Source organism: Streptomyces sp. CB02009 (genome assembly GCF_001905825.1).
Lineage (GTDB): Bacteria > Actinomycetota > Actinomycetes > Streptomycetales > Streptomycetaceae > Streptomyces.
In genome coordinates this window covers 1-19,135 of record NZ_LIVV01000003.1, presented here as the reverse complement: position 1 = coordinate 19,135, position 19,135 = coordinate 1, and the positions used below count along the sequence as shown (strand labels likewise).

General features: G+C 71.4%; 12 protein-coding genes and 1 tRNA gene. 3 read left to right on the top strand and 10 right to left on the bottom strand.

The genetic code is table 11. From position 1 onward, the window contains the following. The first annotated feature begins 6 nt into the window (after positions 1-6). A complete protein-coding gene (locus AMK27_RS13115; RefSeq protein ID WP_241847476.1) occupies positions 7-903 on the top strand; it encodes a DNA-formamidopyrimidine glycosylase family protein in 897 nt (298 codons plus the stop codon). A gap of 32 nt (positions 904-935) precedes the next feature. Further along, entirely contained in the window at positions 936-1,706 is a 771-nt protein-coding gene (locus AMK27_RS13110; protein ID WP_073906166.1) for an SDR family NAD(P)-dependent oxidoreductase, read from the top strand. Here the strand turns inward: AMK27_RS13110 and AMK27_RS13105 are convergent. The 9 genes from AMK27_RS13105 to AMK27_RS13065 form a co-directional block, all read right to left on the bottom strand. Next, entirely contained in the window at positions 1,654-1,923 is a 270-nt protein-coding gene (locus AMK27_RS13105) for a hypothetical protein (RefSeq protein WP_073906164.1), read from the bottom strand. The genes AMK27_RS13110 and AMK27_RS13105 overlap by 53 nt on opposite strands. Positions 1,924-2,160: 237 nt before the next feature. Further along, a complete protein-coding gene (locus AMK27_RS13100; RefSeq protein ID WP_030326330.1) occupies positions 2,161-2,544 on the bottom strand; it encodes a helix-turn-helix domain-containing protein in 384 nt (127 codons plus the stop codon). Positions 2,545-2,653: 109 nt separating this feature from the next. Continuing rightward, on the bottom strand, positions 2,654-3,175 hold the full coding sequence (locus tag AMK27_RS13095) for a CinA family protein (protein ID WP_073906149.1): 522 nt from the start codon (positions 3,173-3,175) through the stop codon (positions 2,654-2,656). Beyond that, positions 3,172-3,846: a CDP-diacylglycerol--glycerol-3-phosphate 3-phosphatidyltransferase gene (pgsA, locus tag AMK27_RS13090; RefSeq protein WP_073906148.1), complete on the bottom strand. Its 675-nt coding sequence runs from the start codon at positions 3,844-3,846 to the stop codon at positions 3,172-3,174. The genes AMK27_RS13095 and pgsA overlap by 4 nt, the downstream gene beginning before the upstream one ends. Next, the gene (rimO, locus tag AMK27_RS13085) at positions 3,843-5,360 is read right to left on the bottom strand and encodes a 30S ribosomal protein S12 methylthiotransferase RimO (RefSeq protein ID WP_073906146.1); all 1,518 of its coding nucleotides are present in this window, start codon (positions 5,358-5,360) and stop codon (positions 3,843-3,845) included. Before rimO ends, pgsA begins: the two co-directional genes overlap by 4 nt. A gap of 90 nt (positions 5,361-5,450) precedes the next feature. Beyond that, positions 5,451-6,278, bottom strand: a complete 828-nt coding sequence (locus AMK27_RS13080) for a helix-turn-helix domain-containing protein (protein WP_073906143.1) — start codon at positions 6,276-6,278, stop codon at positions 5,451-5,453. Between the two features lie 271 nt (positions 6,279-6,549). Next, positions 6,550-9,387 (bottom strand): DNA translocase FtsK, encoded by a 2,838-nt coding sequence (locus AMK27_RS13075; RefSeq protein WP_073906140.1) that lies wholly within the window; start codon positions 9,385-9,387, stop codon positions 6,550-6,552. A 126-nt stretch (positions 9,388-9,513) separates the two neighbouring features. Continuing rightward, positions 9,514-10,188 (bottom strand): response regulator, encoded by a 675-nt coding sequence (locus AMK27_RS13070; RefSeq protein ID WP_073906138.1) that lies wholly within the window; start codon positions 10,186-10,188, stop codon positions 9,514-9,516. A 338-nt stretch (positions 10,189-10,526) separates the two neighbouring features. Beyond that, positions 10,527-16,013 (bottom strand): HAMP domain-containing protein, encoded by a 5,487-nt coding sequence (locus tag AMK27_RS13065; protein WP_198955860.1) that lies wholly within the window; start codon positions 16,011-16,013, stop codon positions 10,527-10,529. A gap of 270 nt (positions 16,014-16,283) precedes the next feature. Here AMK27_RS13065 and AMK27_RS13060 point away from each other — a divergent pair, with 270 nt between their 5' ends. Continuing rightward, positions 16,284-18,929, top strand: a complete 2,646-nt coding sequence (locus AMK27_RS13060) for a SpoIIE family protein phosphatase (RefSeq protein ID WP_073906132.1) — start codon at positions 16,284-16,286, stop codon at positions 18,927-18,929. A 110-nt stretch (positions 18,930-19,039) separates the two neighbouring features. Here the strand turns inward: AMK27_RS13060 and AMK27_RS13055 are convergent. Then, a tRNA-Thr gene (locus AMK27_RS13055) sits at positions 19,040-19,112 on the bottom strand. Between the last annotated feature and the right edge of the window lie 23 nt (positions 19,113-19,135).

Here is a 19,135-nt window from a genome sequence, read left to right as displayed (position 1 = left end):
GGAACCGTGCCCGAAGGAGACACCGTCTGGCAGACCGCCCACCGCCTCCACACCGCCCTGGCAGGCCGGCCGCTGACCCGCGCGGACCTCCGAGTCCCCCGTTTCGCCACCGCCGACCTGACCGGCCGGACGCTCCTCGACGTCACCCCTCGCGGCAAGCACCTCCTCGCCCGCATCGAGGGCGGCCTCACTCTCCACTCCCACCTGCGGATGGACGGCGCCTGGCGCGTGTACGCCACCGGGGCGCGCCCGCACGGCGGCCCGGAGCACCAGATCCGGGCGATCCTCGGAAACGCCGACCACACCGCGTACGGCTACCGGCTCCCCGTGCTGGAGCTGATCCGCACCGCGGACGAGCCGGACGTGGTGGGCCATCTGGGCCCGGATCTGCTGGGCCCCGACTGGGGGGCGACGGCCGCAGGGGAGGCGACCCGGCGGCTGACGGCGGACCCCACCCGCACACTCGGCGAGGCCCTGCTCGACCAGCGGAACCTGGCCGGCATCGGCAACGTGTACAAGTCGGAGCTGGCCTTCCTGGCCGGTGTGACGCCCTGGCTCCCGGTCGGGGACCTCGACACCGACGTCCCCGCCCGCCTGGTCGCGACCGCCCACCGCCTCCTGGACGCGAACAAGGAGCGCCCCGACCGCCGCACCACGACCACCCGCCGCCCGGGCACCCCGCTGCACGTCTACGGCCGCGCGGGGCGTCCCTGCCTCCGCTGCGGGGCCCCGATCCGCAAGGCGGAGCTGGGCGACCGCGTCACGTACTGGTGCCCCGGCTGCCAGCGCGGCCCCACCGACACCCCTCCGGCACCAGAACCGGCAGAACAACCACATCCACCACGGCAAGCAGATCCACCACAACCAACCGCTCCAGCAGATCCAGCCGAACCCACCAATTGACGGTCCGTCAGATCCAGTCGTACGGTCCGACCATGACGACGCCCCTCCGCGCCTACGACCTCACCCATCGCACGGCCTTCGTCACCGGGGCCGCGAGCGGCATCGGCCGCGCCACCGCCGTCCTCCTGGCCCAGGCGGGTGCCGCCGTGCACTGCGCGGACCGCGACGAGCCCGGCCTCAAGGAGACGGTGACCCTCGTCGCCCGGGCGGGCGGCACCGCGCACGCGCACCCCCTGGACGTCACCGACCGCGCCGCCGTCGCCGCCGCCGTCCGCGCGGCCGGCCCCCTCCACGTCATGGCGGCCATCGCCGGGATCATGCACACGAGCTCGGTCCTGGAGACCCGCGACGAGGACCTGGACCGCGTCCTCGCCGTCAATTTCAAGGGCGTGCTCTACGCCTGCCAGGAGGCGGCCCGCTCGATGATCGCGGCCGGCGTCCCCGGCTCGATCATCACGATGGCCTCGGGCGCGATGGACACCGCCGGCCCCGGCCTGCTCTGCTACAGCGTCACCAAGGCGGCCGTCGTCCAGCTGACGAAGACGCTGGCGACGGAGGCGGGCCGGCACGGCATCCGGGTCAACGCCGTCGCCCCGGGCTGGATCCGCACCCCCATGACGGACCGGCACGAGCCGGCCGCCCAGGAGCAGGCGGAGGCCGCGATGATCCGCCGTTCACCGCTGGGCAGGGTCGGGGAGGCGGAGGACATCGCGCACGCCGTCCTGCACCTCGCCTCCGACGCGTCCGCGTTCACGACAGGCCAGATCCTGCGCCCCAACGGCGGCGTCGCGATGCCCTGGTGATCCGCCGGGCGAGGGCGCCCGGCCGTCCCGACGAGGCGGCCACGTGCACCGGCAGCAGGCTCAGCCCCCAGCCTCCCGCGGCCACCGCCCCCTCGACCGCGCCGGTCTCCCCCGGCACCAGGAGCAGGCGCAGCACCGCCCACCACCAGAGCCCTCCGGCCGCCAGCCCGATCGCGACCAGCGCGAGCGTCGCCGGCGGCACCCGTCGCCGTACCATGGCCGCCTCCTGCCGTCGACGCTAGACCGGCAGGATCACCCTGCGGGAGGGCGCACCGGAGGCAAACCCGGCGCACACGGCCCAGTCGTACGTTCCCCCCACCATGGCACGCGGCACCAGAAACCGGCATCTCGGACAGTTCCCCGCGACCTCGCGGAGGCATGGGAAAAGCCCCGGCCGGCGCCCCCTGAGGGGCGCGGACCGGGGCTCGACCCGTATCGCTTCGTACGGCGATGACTAGGCGGCGACGACGTCCACCGCTTCCGCGGGCGCCTTGATGGTCACCCGCTCGGTGGGCACGCGGCCCACCGAGGTCACCGACACCGAATTGAGCATCGGGCGTACCGGCGTCGGCACCGGTTCGCTCGCCGCTGCCGACTCGGCCAGTTCGGCCAGTGACAGCTCGTCGCTCACTTCACGCATGAGCTCGGACATCCGTACGTCCAGCGCGTCGCAGATCGCGGAGAGCAGTTCGGAGGAAGCCTCCTTCTGCCCCCGCTCCACCTCGGAGAGATAGCCGAGCGAGACTCGGGCGGACGAGGAGACTTCGCGCAGAGTACGGCCTTGGCGCTGGCGCTGCCGACGCAGCACGTCACCCAACAGGCGACGGAGCAGAATCATCGGTGGCTCCCTCCTCGGACCGCGTAGCCGCATCCTTCACGCCCCACCGTACCGCCTCGCGCTGCGGCCGTGCGGGGAGCGATGTCGTGTTCACTCAGGGCTGCAAACATCAATCCCCCCCGTTGTGTTCCGTATCCTGTGCCCGCGCATTTCCCGAGAGTTCCTCAAGGAGCAGTTCCAGCACGCTCCGCACACTCTCTCTACGGATGTCCGCGCGGTCGCCGTTCAATCTCAACGAGACCACTTTCCCGGCGCGGGCGCCCGTCGCGGCGGGTCCCGCGACCGCCACGTAGACGGTTCCGACCGGCTGTCCGTCCTGCGGATCGGGACCGGCCACCCCGGTCGTCGAGATCCCCCAGTCGGCGCCGAGCCGGGCCCGCGCACCGGCCGCCATCTGCAGCGCGACCTCGGGATCCACCGCTCCGCACTCGGCGAGCAGGCCCGCGTCGACGCCGAGCAGCTCCTGCTTGAGGTCCGTGGCGTAGGCCGTGACGGCCCCCCGGAAGGAGACCGAGGCACCGGGCACCCCGGTGAGCTCCGCGGCCACCAGTCCGCCCGTGAGCGACTCCGCCGCGGCGAGCGTGTGACCACGCTCCGCGAGCAGCGCCAGCACCCGGGCGGCCTCGGTCATCGCGTCGCCGTCTCCGGCCGCGCGGCGGCCCGCTCGGCGGCGAGCCCCTTGCGGCGCAGCACGACCGCCTGGCGGACGTAGTCCAGTCCGGTGACGACCGTCAGCACCACGGCCACCGCCATCACCCAGAAGCGCAGGGTGGCGAGCGGCCCGGTGAGCATCAGCACGTACATGCCGACCGCCGTGCCCTGGGCGAGCGTCTTCATCTTGCCGCCGCGGCTGGCCGGGATGACCCCGTGGCGGATCACCCAGAACCGCATGAGGGTGATCCCCAGCTCGCGGGCCAGGATGACGCCGGTCACCCACCAGGGCAGGTCCCCGAGCAGGGACAGCGAGACGAGTCCGGCCGCCATGATCGCCTTGTCGGCGATCGGGTCGGCGATCTTCCCGAAGTCCGTGACCAGGTTGTACGCACGGGCGAGGTGCCCGTCGAAGACGTCCGTGATCATGGCGACGGCGAACGCCGCCCAGGCCCAGGCCCGCCATGCGGGGTCGTGGCCACCGTCCTGGAAGAGCAGCAGCACGAAGGCCGGCACGAGCACGAGCCGGATCATGGTCAGGATGTTGGCGATGTTCCACAGGCTGGCCTGGTTGACGGCCGCCGTGCCCAGCTTGCCGCGGGGCGCCGGCCTACCGGTCCCGCCCGTCGCGGATGCCGGGACTCCGGTCATCTGCCTGCCTCCTCGAAAAGACACTCGGCCACCAGGTCGACGCCCTCCGTGCCGACGACCTTCGCCACGACCATACGGCCCGGGGCCAGGTCGGGGCTCGTACCGGCGGCTGTGGTGAGGACCACCTGCCCATCGGTCTCGGGCGCCTGGTGGGCGGCACGGCCGATCACGCCGTCCTCCTCGTCCACGGACTCGACGAGCACTTCAAGGGTCTCTCCGATCCGCTCCTCCGCGCGCTGCGCGGTGAGCTCCTCGGCGAGCCGGGAGAGGTGGGCGAGGCGGGCGTCGACGACGTCCTGGTCGAGCTTGTGCTCGTACGTGGCGGCCTCGGTGCCGTCCTCGTCGGAGTATCCGAAGACGCCGATGGCGTCGAGCCGGGCGTGGGTGACGAAGCGTTCCAGCTCGGCGAAGTCGGCCTCGGTCTCGCCGGGGAAGCCGACGATGAAGTTGGAGCGGGCGCCGGCGGTCGGGGCCTTGCTCCGGATGGTCTCCAGGAGCTCCAGGAACCGGTCGGTGTCGCCGAAGCGGCGCATGGCCCGCAGCACGTCGGGCGCGCTGTGCTGGAAGGACAGGTCGAAGTACGGCACGACCTTGTCGGTCGACGTGAGGACGTCGATCAGGCCGGGGCGCATCTCGGCGGGCTGGAGGTAGCTGACGCGGACGCGCTCGATGCCGTCGACCGCGGCGAGCTCGGGCAGCAGGCTCTCCAGGAGCCGGATGTCGCCGAGGTCCTTGCCGTACGAGGTGTTGTTCTCGGAGACCAGCATGACCTCCTTCACACCCTGCTCGGCGAGCCAGCGCGTCTCGTTCAGCACGTCCGAGGGACGGCGCGAGACGAAGGAGCCGCGGAAGGAGGGGATGGCGCAGAAGGAGCAGCGACGGTCGCAGCCGGAGGCCAGCTTCACGGAGGCGACGGGGCTGGCGTCCAGGCGCCGGCGGAGCGGGGCGCGCGGCCCGGAGGCGGGCGCGAGGCCCTCCGGCAGGTCGCTCGGCACGTCCTCGGGCGCGGTGGCCGGGGCGGCGGGAGCGGGCGCGTCCACGGCGCCGTGGCCGGGGAGGGCGACCGCGGCGGCGGCCGCCTGGCGCTCCACCGGCGAGAGCGGCAGCAGCTTGCGCCGGTCACGCGGGGTGTGCGCCTCGACACTGCCACCGCTGAGGATGGTCTGGAGGCGGTTGGAGATGTCGGAGTAGTCGTCGAAGCCCAGGACGCCGTCGGCTTCCGGGAGGGCCTCGGCGAGTTCCTTGCCGTAGCGCTCGGCCATGCAGCCGACGGCGACCACGGCCTGGGTGCGGCCGTGGTCCTTCAGATCATTGGCTTCGAGGAGGGCGTCGACGGAGTCCTTCTTGGCGGCTTCGACGAATCCACAGGTGTTGACGACGGCGACATCCGCGTCCTCGGCGTTCTCGACGAGCTCCCAGCCGTCCGCTGCCAAGCGGCCTGCGAGCTCCTCCGAGTCCACCTCGTTACGGGCGCAGCCAAGAGTGACAAGGGCGACGGTACGGCGTTCGGGCATGGACTCAAGACTACTTCGTCCCGGCCGTTCCCCCGTCGCGCAGGGTTCACCTGCGCGACAGGGGCCACATCAGGGGCCTGGAGGGGCGGCTCAGCCGGCCTCGGGGTCGCCCTTGGTGTAGGTCAGCCGCTCGACCTGGCCGGATTCGAACTTGTCGTCGATCTTCTTGCCGTTCACGTAGAGCTCGATCGCTCCGGCGTTGCCGAGGACCAGGTCGACGCGCTCGTCGTCCTGGAAGGTCTTGGACTCGCCGTCCATGAGGAGGCCGTCGAAGAGCAGCTTGCCGTTGGCGTCCTTCGCCGAGATCCAGCTCTTGCCGTCGGTGGCGGTCATCTTCACCGTCACCTTGTCCTGCGGGACCGCGGCGATCGCGCTCTCGGTGGGCTTCGGCGGCGCGGGCTTGACCGGCTTCGGCTTGCCGGCGGACGTGGCCTTCTCCGGCGCGGGCGCCGGTCCGCCGTCCGCGGCGGTGGTGCCCTTGGGCGCCTCGTTGCCGTTGAACATCGTGAAGCCGACGAAACCGACGACGGCGACGATGGCCGCGACCATCGCGGCGGTCCAGTTGGGCCGGCGCGGCTCGGGGCGGATGCGTTCCGCCTCGAACAGCGGGGCGGCGGGGGTGGGCGCGGGGCGGCCGCCGTGCTCGGCGTCGTACTGCTCGATCAGCGGGGCCGGATCGAGGCCGACGGCACGCGCGAGCGTGCGGATGTGGCCGCGGGCGTAGACGTCGCCGCCGCAGCGGGAGAAGTCGTCCTCCTCGATCGCCTGGACGATCGGAATCCGGACACGGGTGGAGGCACTGACCTCTTCGACGGTGAGACCGGCGGCGATGCGGGTCTGCTGGAGAGCGCGACCGATCGAGTCCCGGTCGTCTGCCGGGAAGATCCGGTCGTCTTCGGGGGAGTTGCCGATGGACACGAGAGCGCCTTTCGAGCGTGTAGCCACCTGCTGGACGTTCAGTCTATGGGTGGTACGAAAGGGTGGGGCAACCGGGCGGGTGCTGTTTGTACGCCATGAGGCTGGGACATCCTTCTGTCCCTCCGCTCAACTTGACGTACGGCCAGGGGAAACGGTTGCCCTCCCTTCCCTTACGAGTGAGTCTCGACCCGGTCTCGATCGCGTACCCGCTCCCCACCCGCGCACTCCGGCCGGCGCCACGCCCTGCTCCGATCGGGCTACGCGCTCCGGGCTACTCCCCCGACTGCCCCCGGATCACGTCCAGCACCGCGTCCAACTCGTCGGGCTTGACCAGCACGTCGCGTGCCTTGGAGCCCTCGCTCGGCCCGACGATGTTCCGCGACTCCATGAGGTCCATCAGCCGCCCGGCCTTCGCGAAACCGACGCGCAGCTTCCGCTGGAGCATCGACGTGGAGCCGAACTGCGTGGAGACGACCAGCTCGGCGGCCTGGCACAGCAGGTCGAGGTCGTCGCCGATGTCCTCGTCGATCTCCTTCTTCTGCCGGGTCCCGACGGTGACGTCCTCCCGGAAGACCGGGGTCATCTGGTCCTTGCAGTGCTGCACGACGGCCGCGACCTCGTGCTCGGTGACGAAGGCGCCCTGCATGCGGACGGGCTTGTTGGCACCCATCGGCAGGAACAGTCCGTCACCCTTTCCGATGAGCTTCTCGGCGCCCGGCTGGTCGAGGATGACCCGGCTGTCGGCGAGCGAGGAGGTCGCGAACGCGAGCCGGGAGGGCACGTTGGCCTTGATGAGGCCGGTGACGACGTCGACGGACGGCCGCTGGGTGGCGAGCACCAGGTGGATGCCGGCGGCGCGCGCGAGCTGCGTGATGCGGACGATCGAGTCCTCGACGTCCCGCGGCGCCACCATCATCAGGTCGGCGAGCTCGTCGACGATGACGAGCAGGTACGGGTACGGGTTGAGCTCCCGCTCGCTGCCCTCGGGCAGCTTGATCTTGCCGTCCCGGATCGCCTGGTTGAAGTCGTCGATGTGCCGGTAGCCGAAGGCCGCCAGGTCGTCGTACCGGAGGTCCATCTCCTTCACCACCCACTGGAGGGCCTCGGCGGCCCGCTTGGGGTTGGTGATGATCGGGGTGATGAGGTGCGGGATGCCCTCGTACGCGGTGAGCTCGACCCGCTTGGGGTCGACGAGGACCATCCGGACGTCCTCGGGGGTCGCTCTTATCATGATCGAAGTGATCAGGCAGTTGATGCAGGAGGACTTTCCCGAGCCGGTGGCACCGGCGACCAGGACGTGCGGCATCTTCGCCAGGTTGGCCATCTCGTAGCCGCCCTCGACGTTCTTGCCGAGCGCCACGAGCATCGGATGGTCGTCCTCCGCCGCGGCGGCGAGCCGCAGGACGTCGCCGAGGTTGACCATCTCCCGGTCGCTGTTGGGGATCTCGATGCCGACCGCGGACTTGCCGGGGATCGGCGAGATGATCCGTACGTCCGGGGAGGCCACGGCGTACGCGATGTTCTTGGTCAGGGCCGTGATCTTCTCGACCTTCACGGCGGGGCCGAGCTCGACCTCGTACCGCGTGACCGTCGGTCCCCGGGTGAAGCCGGTGACCGCGGCGTCGACCTTGAACTCGGTGAAGACGTTGGAGAGCGAGTCCACCACGGCGTCGTTGGCGGCGCTGCGCGTCTTGCCGGGCCCGCCCCGCTCCAGGAGGTCGAGCGAGGGCAGGGAGTACGTGATGTCGCCGGCCAGCTGGAGCTGCTCGGCCCGGGGCGGCAGATCGGTCGGCTCGGGCGCCGGCTTGGTCAGGTCCGGTACGCCTCCGCCGGACCGCGGGTCCCCGCCACGGGCCGGCGGTACGGGAGCGGCCGGAGCCGCCTTCTCCGCGGCCTTGGCCGCCGCCTTCGCGGCGGCGTCCACGGCGGCCTTGCGGTCGGCGGTGACGTCCCTGGTGAGGTCGGCGACGATCGGGGAGGGCGGCATGCCGTTGAGCACCGCGCCGTCGAGCGCGGCGGCCGCGGCCGCGGCGACGTCCACCGGATCGAGGCCGTGGTCGAAGGCGGGCTCGGGGGAGGAATGGCGGGCCGACCGGCCGCGCCGGTCGAGCATCTCGGCCTCGGCCCGCTCCACGTCGTAGGGGTCCACGGGGCCGCGGCGGCGCGCGGGCCGGGCGGCGCGGGGCTGCGGCCGGGCCTCGCGCCACTCCTCGTCGTACTCGTCGTACTCCCCGGCGGGGCCTCCGCGGCCCTCGGGCTGGTCCTCCGCGGGGTCGTGGGCGGGCTCGACGATGCCGAGCCTGGCGCCGAGGGCACGCAGCCGCTGCGGGATCGCGTTGACCGGCGTGGCGGTGACGACGAGCAGTCCGAAGAGCGTGAGCAGGACCAGCATGGGGACGGCGAGGACCTCGCCCATCATGAAGACGAGCGGCTGGGACGCCGCCCAGCCGATGAGGCCGCCGGCGTCCTGCATGGCCTCGCTGCCGTCGCCGCGGCCGGGTGAGCCGCAGGCGATGTGGACCTGGCCGAGGATGCCGATGACGAGGGCGGAGAGGCCGATGCTGATCCGGCCGTTGGCCTCGGGCCTCTCCGGGAAGAGGATGAGCCGCACGCCGATCGCGCCGAGCAGCAGCGGAACGAGCAGGTCGAGCCGCCCGAAGGAACCGGTGACCAGCATCTCGACGAGGTCGCCGACGGGGCCGCGGAGGTTGGACCAGGTGCCCGCGGCGACGATCAGCGCGAGGCCGAGGAGCAGCAGGGCGAGCCCGTCCTTGCGATGGGCCGGGTCGAGGCCCTTGGCGCCGCGCCCTATCCCCCGGAACACCGCCCCCACGCCGTGCGCGAGACCGAGCCAGGCGCCGCGCGCGAGCCGGTAGACGCCCCCGGTGGGGGACGGCGCGGGGCGCGGAGCCGCCTTCTTCGCCGCAGTCTTCCGCGCGGGTGCACGCTTGGCGGGCGCGGCCTTCTTGGCCGCCGCCTTCTTGGCGGGCGGCTTCGCGGGGGACTTCGCGGGTGCCGCTTTCTTCGCGGCGCCCGTCGTACGGCCGGCGCGCGGCTTTGCGGTGCCCGCCGTGCCCTGGGAACCCTTGCCGGACGTACGTGAAGCCATGATGCCGAGGTTACCGGTGTGACGACCTGCTGTCCGCCTCACCCGTTCGTGTCGCTCCCACCGCGCCGCGAAGCTGACGCCGCATCACGCGGGACGCCGGGCATCCGGCACCCTGGTGACGGTGCGTCAGCCCTGGGCCGGCAGCGACGGCGCGGCGCCCGTGCCCGGCTCCAGCGCGTCCAGGGCCCGGCGCAACCCGGTGAGCTTGCGCTCCAGATGCGCGGCCGTGGCGACGGCCGCCGCGTCGGCGGAGTCGTCGTCGAGCTGCTTGGACAGCGCCTCCGCCTGCTCCTCGACGGCCGCGAGACGGGCCGAGAGCTCGGCGAGCAGACCCGCAGCCTCCTTGCCGTGACCGGCCTCGCCGCCGCCCTCCAGCTGGAGCCGCAGCAGCGCTGCCTGCTCGCGCAGCTTGCAGTTCTTCATGTACAGCTCGACGAAGACCGAGACCTTGGCGCGCAGCACCCACGGGTCGAACGGCTTCGAGATGTAGTCGACCGCCCCGGCCGCGTACCCACGGAACGTGTGGTGGGGGCCGTGGTTGATGGCGGTGAGGAAGATGATCGGGATGTCCCGGGTCCGCTCCCGCCGCTTGATGTGCGCGGCGGTCTCGAAGCCGTCCATGCCCGGCATCTGCACGTCGAGCAGGATGACCGCGAAGTCGTCCGTCAACAGCGCCTTGAGCGCTTCCTCCCCGGACGATGCCCGCACCAGCGTCTGATCGAGCGCGGAGAGAATGGCCTCCAGCGCCAGCAGATTCTCCGGCCGGTCATCGACCAGGAGGATCTTGGCCTTCTGCACCATGCCCCGTCCTCCTCGCCCCGGCAACGTCTCTCCCCGGCTCCCCGAACCGGGGGAAGCACCGGGCGCCGCCCCAGAAGACGACTCCCTAACGCCGTCCGTCCTTGTGCCGGTCATCGTAGCCGCACCCCGCCCGTCGCCACACCCTGTCACCGCGATGTCACTGTGCACGTACCTGAAACGCGGTGGGAGACCAGAAGGTTCCCCGTATCCCGGCCTCTCACACCCCCTGGCGACAGCCCGTCGACGACGGGCGCGAGGCCCGGGCCGCGCCCGGTCGCCGGACCCGCGGCACACCCGTGGCGCGGGGGCACTCCCCCGCGCCACGGGCCCCGCCCGCGTCACTCCCCCTGCATCCACTGCTCCATCACGGACAGCAGGTGGTCGGGATCGACCGGCTTGGTCACATAGTCCGAGGCGCCGGACTCGATCGCCTTCTCCCGGTCGCCCTTCATCGCCTTCGCCGTCAGCGCGATGATCGGCAGCCCCGCGAACTGCGGCATGCGCCGGATCGCGGTCGTCGTCGCGTATCCGTCCATCTCCGGCATCATGATGTCCATCAGGACGATCGTCACATCGTCGTGCTGCTCCAGGACTTCGATGCCCTCCCGCCCGTTCTCCGCGTACAGCACCGCGAGTCCGTGCTGCTCCAGGACGCTGGTCAGCGCGAAGACGTTGCGGATGTCGTCGTCGACGATGAGCACCTTCTCGCCGGAGAAGCCGAACGTGCGGCGCGGCTCGGCCTCCACCTCCTGCTCCGCCCGGTCGACGGCGATCTGCTGCCCGGACTGCCCCGGCGACGCCGTCCGCGCCCCGGTCGCCTCCGCGGCCGCCTTCCGCCGGTGCCGGAAGAGTGCGCCCGCCCCGGACCGCGCCTCCGTCCGCACCGGCGGCGGCGGGAAGTGCGGGAACGGATGAACGGCCCCGGCGGCCCCGGCGGCCCCCTCCTCGACGCCCTGCTGCGGGTCGTCGGCCGCCCCCTGCCCGTAGCCGGCCGGCAGCTCCGTCGGGTTCAGCGGCAGATAGAGGGTGAACGTCGAGCCCCGGCCCGGCTCGCTCGCCGCGAAGATCTCGCCGCCGAGCAGCCGCGCGATCTCCCGGCTGATCGAGAGCCCCAGACCCGTACCGCCGTACTTCCGGCTGGTCGTGCCGTCCGCCTGCTTGAACGCCTCGAAGATGACCCGCATCTTGCTCGCCGCGATCCCGATCCCGGTGTCCGTGACGGAGAAGGCGATCAGATCGGCCTCCGGATCGCGCAGCGAACCGGCCTCCAGGAGCTGTTCGCGGATCGACTGCGGCACATCCGCCCCGGCGGGCCGGATCACCAGCTCCACCGCTCCCGTGTCGGTGAACTTCACCGCGTTGGAGAGGAGGTTGCGGAGCACCTGGAGCAGCCGCTGCTCGTCGGTGTGGAGCGTGGCCGGCAGCTCGGGCGAGACCCGCACCGAGAAGTCGAGCCCCTTCTCCGCCGTGAGCGGCCGGAACGTCGCCTCCACGTAGTCGACGAGCTGGACCAGCGCGATCCGGGTCGGCGACACGTCCATCTTGCCCGCCTCGACCTTCGACAGGTCGAGGATGTCGTTGATCAGCTGGAGCAGGTCCGAACCGGCACCGTGGATGGTCTCAGCGAACTCGACCTGCTTCGGCGTCAGATTGGTCTCGGCGTTGTCCGCGAGCAACTTGGCCAGGATCAGCAGCGAGTTGAGCGGGGTGCGCAGCTCGTGCGACATGTTCGCCAGGAACTCGGACTTGTACCGCATGGAGACGGCGAGCTGTTCGGCCCGCTCCTCCAGGACCTGCCGGGCCTCCTCGATCTCGGTGTTCTTCACCTCGATGTCGCGGTTCTGCCGGGCGAGCAGCTCGGCCTTCTCCTCCAGTTCGGCGTTGGAGCCCTGGAGTTCCTTCTGCCGGTGCTCCAGCTCCGCCGAACGCTCCTTGAGCTGCTCGGTGAGCTCCTGCGACTGCTGGAGCAGCACCTCGGTCTTGGTGTTGACGCTGATCGTGTTGACCGTGGTGGCGATCAGCTCGGCGAGCTGGTTGAGGAAGTCCCGCTGGATCTGCGTGAACGGCTGGAAGGAGGCCAGCTCGATCACACCGAGCACCTTGCCCTCGAAGAGCACCGGAAGCACGATCACATGCGCCGGAGAGGCCTCCCCGAGCCCGGAGGAGATCTTCAGATAGCCGGGCGGAACGTTGACCTGGATGGTCCGCTTCTCCTCGGCCGCCGTCCCGATGAGCGTCTCGCCGGGCCGGAACGAGGTCGGCATGGACCCGGCGGAGTAGCCGTAACTCCCGCGCATCCGCAGCTCGTACGAGCCCTCTCCCTCACCGACGAGTTCGGCGTCGCTGTGGGCGGAGCCGGTCGGCATCGCCACGAAGAAGGCACCGTGCTGGGCCGAGACCACCGGCGTCAGCTCGCTCATGATGAGCGAGGCGACGTCGTCCAGGTCCCGCCGGCCCTGCATGAGGCCGGAGATACGGGCCAGGTTGCCCTTCAGCCAGTCCTGCTCCTCGTTGGCGAGGGTGGTGTCACGCAGGTTGGCGATCATGGTGTTGATGTTCTCCTGGAGGGCCTGGATCTCGCCCGCCGCGTCGACACCGTCGATCTTCAGGTTCAGGTCGCCCCGCGTCACCGCCGTGGCGACGGCGGCGATCGCCCGCACCTGCCGGGTCAGGTTCCCGGCCATCTCGTTCACGGACTCCGTCAGGTCCCGCCAGGTGCCGTCCACGTCACGCACCCGGGCCTGACCGCCCAGCTGCCCGTCCGTACCCACCTCACGGGCCACGCGCGTGACCTCCTCGGCGAAGTTCGACAGCTGGTCGACCATCGTGTTGATGGTGCTCTTCAGCTCCTGGATCTCGCCGCGCGCGTCGATGTCGATCTTCTTGGTGAGGTCGCCCTTGGCGATGGCCGTGGTGACGGCCGCGATCTGGCGCACCTGACCGGTGAGGTTGGAGGCCATCGAGTTCACCGACTCGGTCAGGTCCTTCCAGGTGCCCGAGACGCCCGGCACCCGGGCCTGGCCGCCCAGCTCGCCCTCCGTACCCACCTCACGGGCCACGCGGGTGACCTCGTCGGCGAACGACGACAGGGTCGTCACCATGGTGTTGACGGTGTCGGCGAGCTCGGCGACCTCGCCGCGCGCCTCGACCGTCACCTTCTTCGTCAGATCGCCGTTGGCGACGGCCGCCGAGACCCGCGAGATGTTCCGCACCTGGCTCGTCAGGTTGTTGGCCATCAGGTTGACGTTGTCGCTCAGGTCCTTCCAGGTGCCGGTGACGCCCCGGACCCGCGCCTGACCGCCCAGGATGCCCTCCGTGCCCACCTCGCGGGCCACGCGGGTGACCTCGTCGGCGAAGTTCGACAGCTGGTCCACCATGGTGTTGACGGTCGTCACCAGCTCCAGGATCTCGCCCCGGGCGTCGACGGTGATCTTCTTCGACAGGTCGCCCTTGGCGACCGCCGTGGTGACCTCGGCGATGTTCCGCACCTGGATGGTGAGGTTGTTCGCCATGAAGTTCACGGACTGGGTGAGGTCCTTCCAGGTGCCGGAGACCCCCTGCACCTCGGCCTGACCGCCCAGGATGCCCTCGGTGCCCACCTCGCGGGCCACCCGCGTCACCTGCTCGGCGAAGTTCGACAGCTGGTCCACCATCGTGTTGAGGGTGTTCTTCAGCTCCAGGATCTCGCCGCGCGCGTCCACGTCGATCTTCTGCGACAGGTCACCGCGCGCCACCGCCGTGGCGACCTGAGCGATGTTGCGGACCTGCGTCGTCAGGTTTCCGGCCATGCCGTTCACCGAATCCGTCAGATCACGCCACACACCGGCCACACCCGGCACCTGCGCCTGCCCGCCGAGACGCCCGTCGGTGCCCACCTCACGGGCCACCCGGGTCACCTGGTCCGCGAACGCGGAGAGCTGGTCGACCATCGTGTTGATGGTGTTCTTCAGCTCCAGGATCTCGCCGCGCGCGTCCACGTCGATCTTCTGCGACAGGTCGCCCCGCGCCACCGCCGTCGTCACCTGCGCGATCTGCCGCACCTGCGACGTCAGGTTCCCGGCCATGAAGTTCACCGAGTCGGTGAGCTCCCGCCAGCGCCCCGACACGCCGTCCACCCGCGCCTGGCCGCCCAGACGGCCCTCGGTGCCCACGTCCCGCGCCATCCGCGTCACCTGGTCCGCGAACGACGACAGCTGCGACACCATCGTGTTGACGGTGTTCTTCAGCTCCAGCATCTCGCCGGCCACGTCCACGGTGACCTTCTGCGACAGGTCGCCGTTGGCCACCGCCGTCGTCACCTGCGCGATGTCACGCACCTGACCCGTCAGGTTCCGGAAGGCCGTGTTCACCGAATCGGTGAGGTCCTTCCACGTCCCCGCCGCACCCTTCACCTCGGCCTGGCCGCCGAGCAGACCCTCGACACCGACCTCCCGGGCCACCCGGGTCACCTCGGAACCGAAGGCCGACAGCTGGTCCACCATCGTGTTGACGGTGTTCTTCAGCTCCAGCATCTCGCCGGCCACGTCCACGGTGACCTTCTGCGACAGGTCGCCGTTGGCCACCGCCGTCGTCACCTGCGCGATGTCACGCACCTGCGTAGTGATGTTCCGGAAGACGGTGTTGACCGAGTCCGTGAGGTCCTTCCACGTCCCCGCCGCCCCCGGCACCTGCGCCTGCCCACCGAGCAGGCCCTCGGCGCCGACCTCGCCCGACACCCGGGTCACCTCGTCGGCGAAGATCCGCAGGGTCTTCGTCATCTGGTTGATGGTGTCCGCCAGCTGCGCGATCTCACCGCGCGCCGACACCCGCACCTTCTGCGACAGGTCACCGTTGGCGACCGCCGTGGTGACCTCCGCGATACCGCGCACCTGGTTGGTCAGGTTGCCCGCCATCGTGTTGACGGAGTCCGTGAGGTCCTTCCACACACCGGCGACCCCGGCCACCTCTGCCTGACCGCCGAGCTCGCCCTCCGTACCCACCTCACGGGCGACCCGGGTCACCTCGGAGGAGAACGACGACAGCTGATCGACCATCCGGTTGACGGTGTTCTTCAGCTCCAGCATCTCGCCGGCCACGTTCGCCGTGACCTTCTGCGACAGGTCACCGTCCGCGACCGCCGTCGTCACCAGCGCGATGTCCCGCACCTGGGCCGTCAGCCGGTTCGCCATCGTGTTGACCGAGTCCGTGAGGTCCTTCCACGAACCGGACACCCCGCGCACCTGCGCCTGGCCGCCCAGCTTGCCGTCCGTACCCACCTCGACGGCGACCCTGGTCACCTCGGAGGCGAACACCGACAGCTGGTCGACGAGGTTGTTCGCGGTACGGGCGACCTTCAGGAACTCCCCGCGCAGCGGCCTCACCGCCCCGTCGGCACCCTCCGAACGCAGGTCCATCCGCTGGTCCAGATCACCCTCGGCGACCGCCGAGAGCACCCGTCCCACCTCGGACACCGGCCGGGCCAGATCGTCGACGAGGGCGTTCGCGGCCTCGATCGCCGCCGCCCACGCCCCCTCACCGGCCCCCGCCTCCAGGCGCTCGGACAGCTTGCCCTCGCGACCCACCACGCGGCGGACCCGGGACAGCTCTCCCGTCACGTGCATCTGCCGGTCCGCGACCTCGTTGAACACGGCGGAGATCTCCGCCATGACCCCGTCGCCGGACACCGTGAGCCGCCTGCGGAGGTTTCCGTCCCGCATGGACACCAGTGCGGCGAGCAGCCGCTCCAGCGCCGCCGCGTCCACCTGCACCGTCCCCCCACGGGAACGCCCGCCCCTCGCGCGCGTACCGCTGCCTCCGCCGCGCCGCGCTGCCGTGCCAGGTTCCACCGTGTCCCTCCCGAAAGGGGTCGACCGTTCCGCTCCGGCTTTCGCCGGTAGCCTGCCCAGTGTTTCACCGCCACCGAACCAGGCGATAACAGTTCGGCAGCTTCGCACATCCGTCCCTACCCCCTGGGGACGGATTCAGCGATGACCGGCATCCGCTCGGACGGTGAAGGTAAGTAACCTGGCTTCCGACTGTCCAACCGCCCCGGTCCGCCCGGCAGGGGCGGCGTGGTGCGCGTACGACCACCGGGCAGCGGGAGGGACAGACCGAGCATGGCAGAGCCGGGCGTCGAGACGCGTACGAGGAGTTCTGTGATCACCGCGCGGGCGACTGCCAGCTTCGAGCCCGTCGGGCGGTCCGTCGCGGCCGCCCGCGCCTTCGTCCGGGACACCCTCCAGGGCTGGGGACACCCCGAGCTCGTCGACGACGCCGTCGTCCTGACCAGCGAGCTCGTCACCAACGCCGTCATCCACGCCGGCACCGCGGCCGAGGTGCTCTGCCTCCGCTCCGACGACAGCATCCGCGTCGAGGTCGCCGACCGGTACCCCGAGCGCGAGATCCCCGTCCAGAGCGGCCGCACCCTCGGCAGCCCCGACCGGGAGAACGGCCGCGGCCTGCTGCTCTGCGCCGCCCTCGCCCACCGCTGGGGCGTCGACTACACGCCGACGCGCAAGCACGTCTGGTTCCACCTCGACCTCGCCCAGCGCCCGGTCGGCACCCGCTCCGCGGGCCCCGTCCTGCCCGACGCGCTCCTCCCGGTCACCGACAGCCGCGCCCGCGTCGCCGTCGTCCAGATCGACCGCGCCGGCGCCGTCTCCGCCTGGAACGACGACGCGGAGGAACTCTTCGGATACGCCTCCGAGCAGGTCACCGGCAAACCCCTGGGCGACCTCGCGGCCTGGCCCCACACCCCCGGCATCGGCACCGGCCTCGCCGAGGCACTCCGCCTCTCCCGCTGGGAGGGCAGCTACGGCATCCGCTGCGCCGACGGCCGCGTCATCCCCGTCTACGCCGCCCACCTCCGCGTCCGCGACGCCGAGGGCGAGCCCTCCACCGTCTGCCTCCTGGTGCGCGAGCACGAGCGCGCGATCCTGCAGACCCCGCAGCGCCCCGCCTCCGAGCCGGGCTCCGAGAGCCGCGCCGCCGACCCCTTCGAGGTCTTCATCGGCTCCCCGGCCCCCGACGACCTCGACGGCCTGCTCCAGCGCACGGTCGAACGCGCCCGCGACATGCTCGACGGCGACGCCGCCTTCCTGCTCCTCGCCACGGACGACGAGACGGAACTCGAGGTACGGGCGACCACCGGCCTCCCGGCAGCCCGCCAGCGCTTCGCCCGCGTCCCCGTGGAGACCGGCGCCAGCCGCTACGGCTCCGCCCGCATGCCCGCCGTGCACGAGGACCTGGCCGCCGTTCCCGGCGCCGTACCCCTCCTCGAAGGCACCGGCATGCGCTCGGTCGTCACCGTCCCCCTCAAGGTAGAGGGCCGGCTCACCGGCTCGCTCGGCGTGGCCGCCGAGGCCGCGAACCGCTACTCGAACGAGGAGGCCCTCCGCCTCCAGTTCGCCGCCGACCGCATCGCCCTGGCCGTCGAGTCCGCCCGCCTCGGCGAACTGGAACGCCTCCGCCGCGGCTCCCTCAGCTTCCTCGTCGAGGCCTCCGACCTGCTCGCGGGCACGCTCGACCGGGACCAGACCCTGGCCCTGATGGCCCAGATGACGGTCCCGACCCTCGCCACCTGGTGCGCGGTCTACACGATCGCCGACCAGTCCTCCGACCCGTACCTCTCGTACGTGCTCCACGAGGACGAGGACCGCATCGACGGCCTCAAGGACCTGCTGTCCTCCATCTCCCCGCCCGACCCGGTGCCGACCCCCGGCGCCCGCGTCTGGACCGCACCGGGCGACGCCGCCCACCGCGCGGCCTTGAGCGCCTCGGTCCGCGCCCTCGACCACCCCACGAGCCCGCTCTCCTCCGGCATCGACACCACCCTGGCGACCGCGAGCGCGGTCGCGGGCGAGACGGTCGTCCTGCCGCTGGTCGCCCGCAACCGGGTCATCGGCATGCTGACCCTGGGCCGTCCCTCGGAGGACCACTTCCGCCAGGAGATCCTGGAGCTCGCCGAGGACCTCTCGCGCCGGGCCGCCCTGGCCCTGGACAACGCCCGGCTGTACTCGGAGCGCGTGGCGATCAGCCAGTCCCTGCAGCGCAGCCTCCTCCCGCCCGGCCTCCCCCACATCCCCGGGGTCGAGGTCGACGTCATCTACCGCGCGGCCGGCGAGGGCAACGAGGTCGGAGGCGACTTCTACGACCTCTTCCCGATCCGCGACGGCGCCTACGGCTTCGCCATCGGCGACGTCTGCGGTACGGGACCCGAGGCGGCCGCCGTCACCGGCCTGGCCCGCCACGCCCTCCGTCTGCTGGCCCGCGAGGGCTTCGGCGGCCCGGCCGTCCTGGAACGCCTGAACGCGGCGATCCTCGACGAGGGCGCCCGCAGCCGCTTCCTCACCCTCCTGTACGGCGAGATGCGCCCCCAGGAGGACGGCTCCGCGATCCTCAAGGTCGTCTGCGCCGGCCACCCGCTCCCCCTGCGCCTCCGCCCGGACGGCACGGTCACCTCCGCGGCCGAGCCGCAGCCCCTCCTCGGTGTGATGGAAGACCTCGAACTGTACGAGGAGACCATCACGCTCGACCCGGGCGACGTCCTCCTCTGCGTCACGGACGGCGTGACGGAACGCCGCGAGGGCACCCGCATGCTGGGCGACGACGGCCTCGCCGAAGTCCTCAAGACCTGTACGGGACTGACGGCCGGTGCGGTCGCCTCCCGGGTGCTCCGCGCGGTGGAACGCTTCGCCCAGGCCCCTGCCTCCGACGACATGGCCATCCTGGCCATGCGCCTCCGCGAACCGGACGACCGCTGACGACGCCGGCGATCCCCCCAGGGGGATCGCCGTCCGTCCGTCCCTTCGTCCCGCCCGGCCCCGGAAACGCAAGAAGGCCCCCGCCAGAGGCGGGGGCCTTCTTACTTCGGAGCCCTTTAACGGAATCGAACCGTTGACCTTCTCCTTACCATGGAGACGCTCTACCGACTGAGCTAAAAGGGCGGGTGTTCGGCGGCGTCCTACTC

What these genes read in the sequence shown, in the direction of transcription:
- AMK27_RS13075 (WP_073906140.1), bottom strand. Translation starts at nt 9,387, where the DNA reads ATGGCTTCACGTACGTCCGGCAAGGGTTCCCAGGGCACGGCGGGCACC.
- AMK27_RS13060 (WP_073906132.1), top strand. Translation starts at nt 16,284, where the DNA reads ATGGCAGAGCCGGGCGTCGAGACGCGTACGAGGAGTTCTGTGATCACC.
- AMK27_RS13110 (WP_073906166.1), top strand. Translation starts at nt 936, where the DNA reads ATGACGACGCCCCTCCGCGCCTACGACCTCACCCATCGCACGGCCTTC.
- AMK27_RS13095 (WP_073906149.1), bottom strand. Translation starts at nt 3,175, where the DNA reads ATGACCGAGGCCGCCCGGGTGCTGGCGCTGCTCGCGGAGCGTGGTCAC.
- pgsA (WP_073906148.1), bottom strand. Translation starts at nt 3,846, where the DNA reads ATGACCGGAGTCCCGGCATCCGCGACGGGCGGGACCGGTAGGCCGGCG.
- AMK27_RS13070 (WP_073906138.1), bottom strand. Translation starts at nt 10,188, where the DNA reads ATGGTGCAGAAGGCCAAGATCCTCCTGGTCGATGACCGGCCGGAGAAT.
- rimO (WP_073906146.1), bottom strand. Translation starts at nt 5,360, where the DNA reads ATGCCCGAACGCCGTACCGTCGCCCTTGTCACTCTTGGCTGCGCCCGT.
- AMK27_RS13105 (WP_073906164.1), bottom strand. Translation starts at nt 1,923, where the DNA reads ATGGTACGGCGACGGGTGCCGCCGGCGACGCTCGCGCTGGTCGCGATC.
- AMK27_RS13100 (WP_030326330.1), bottom strand. Translation starts at nt 2,544, where the DNA reads ATGATTCTGCTCCGTCGCCTGTTGGGTGACGTGCTGCGTCGGCAGCGC.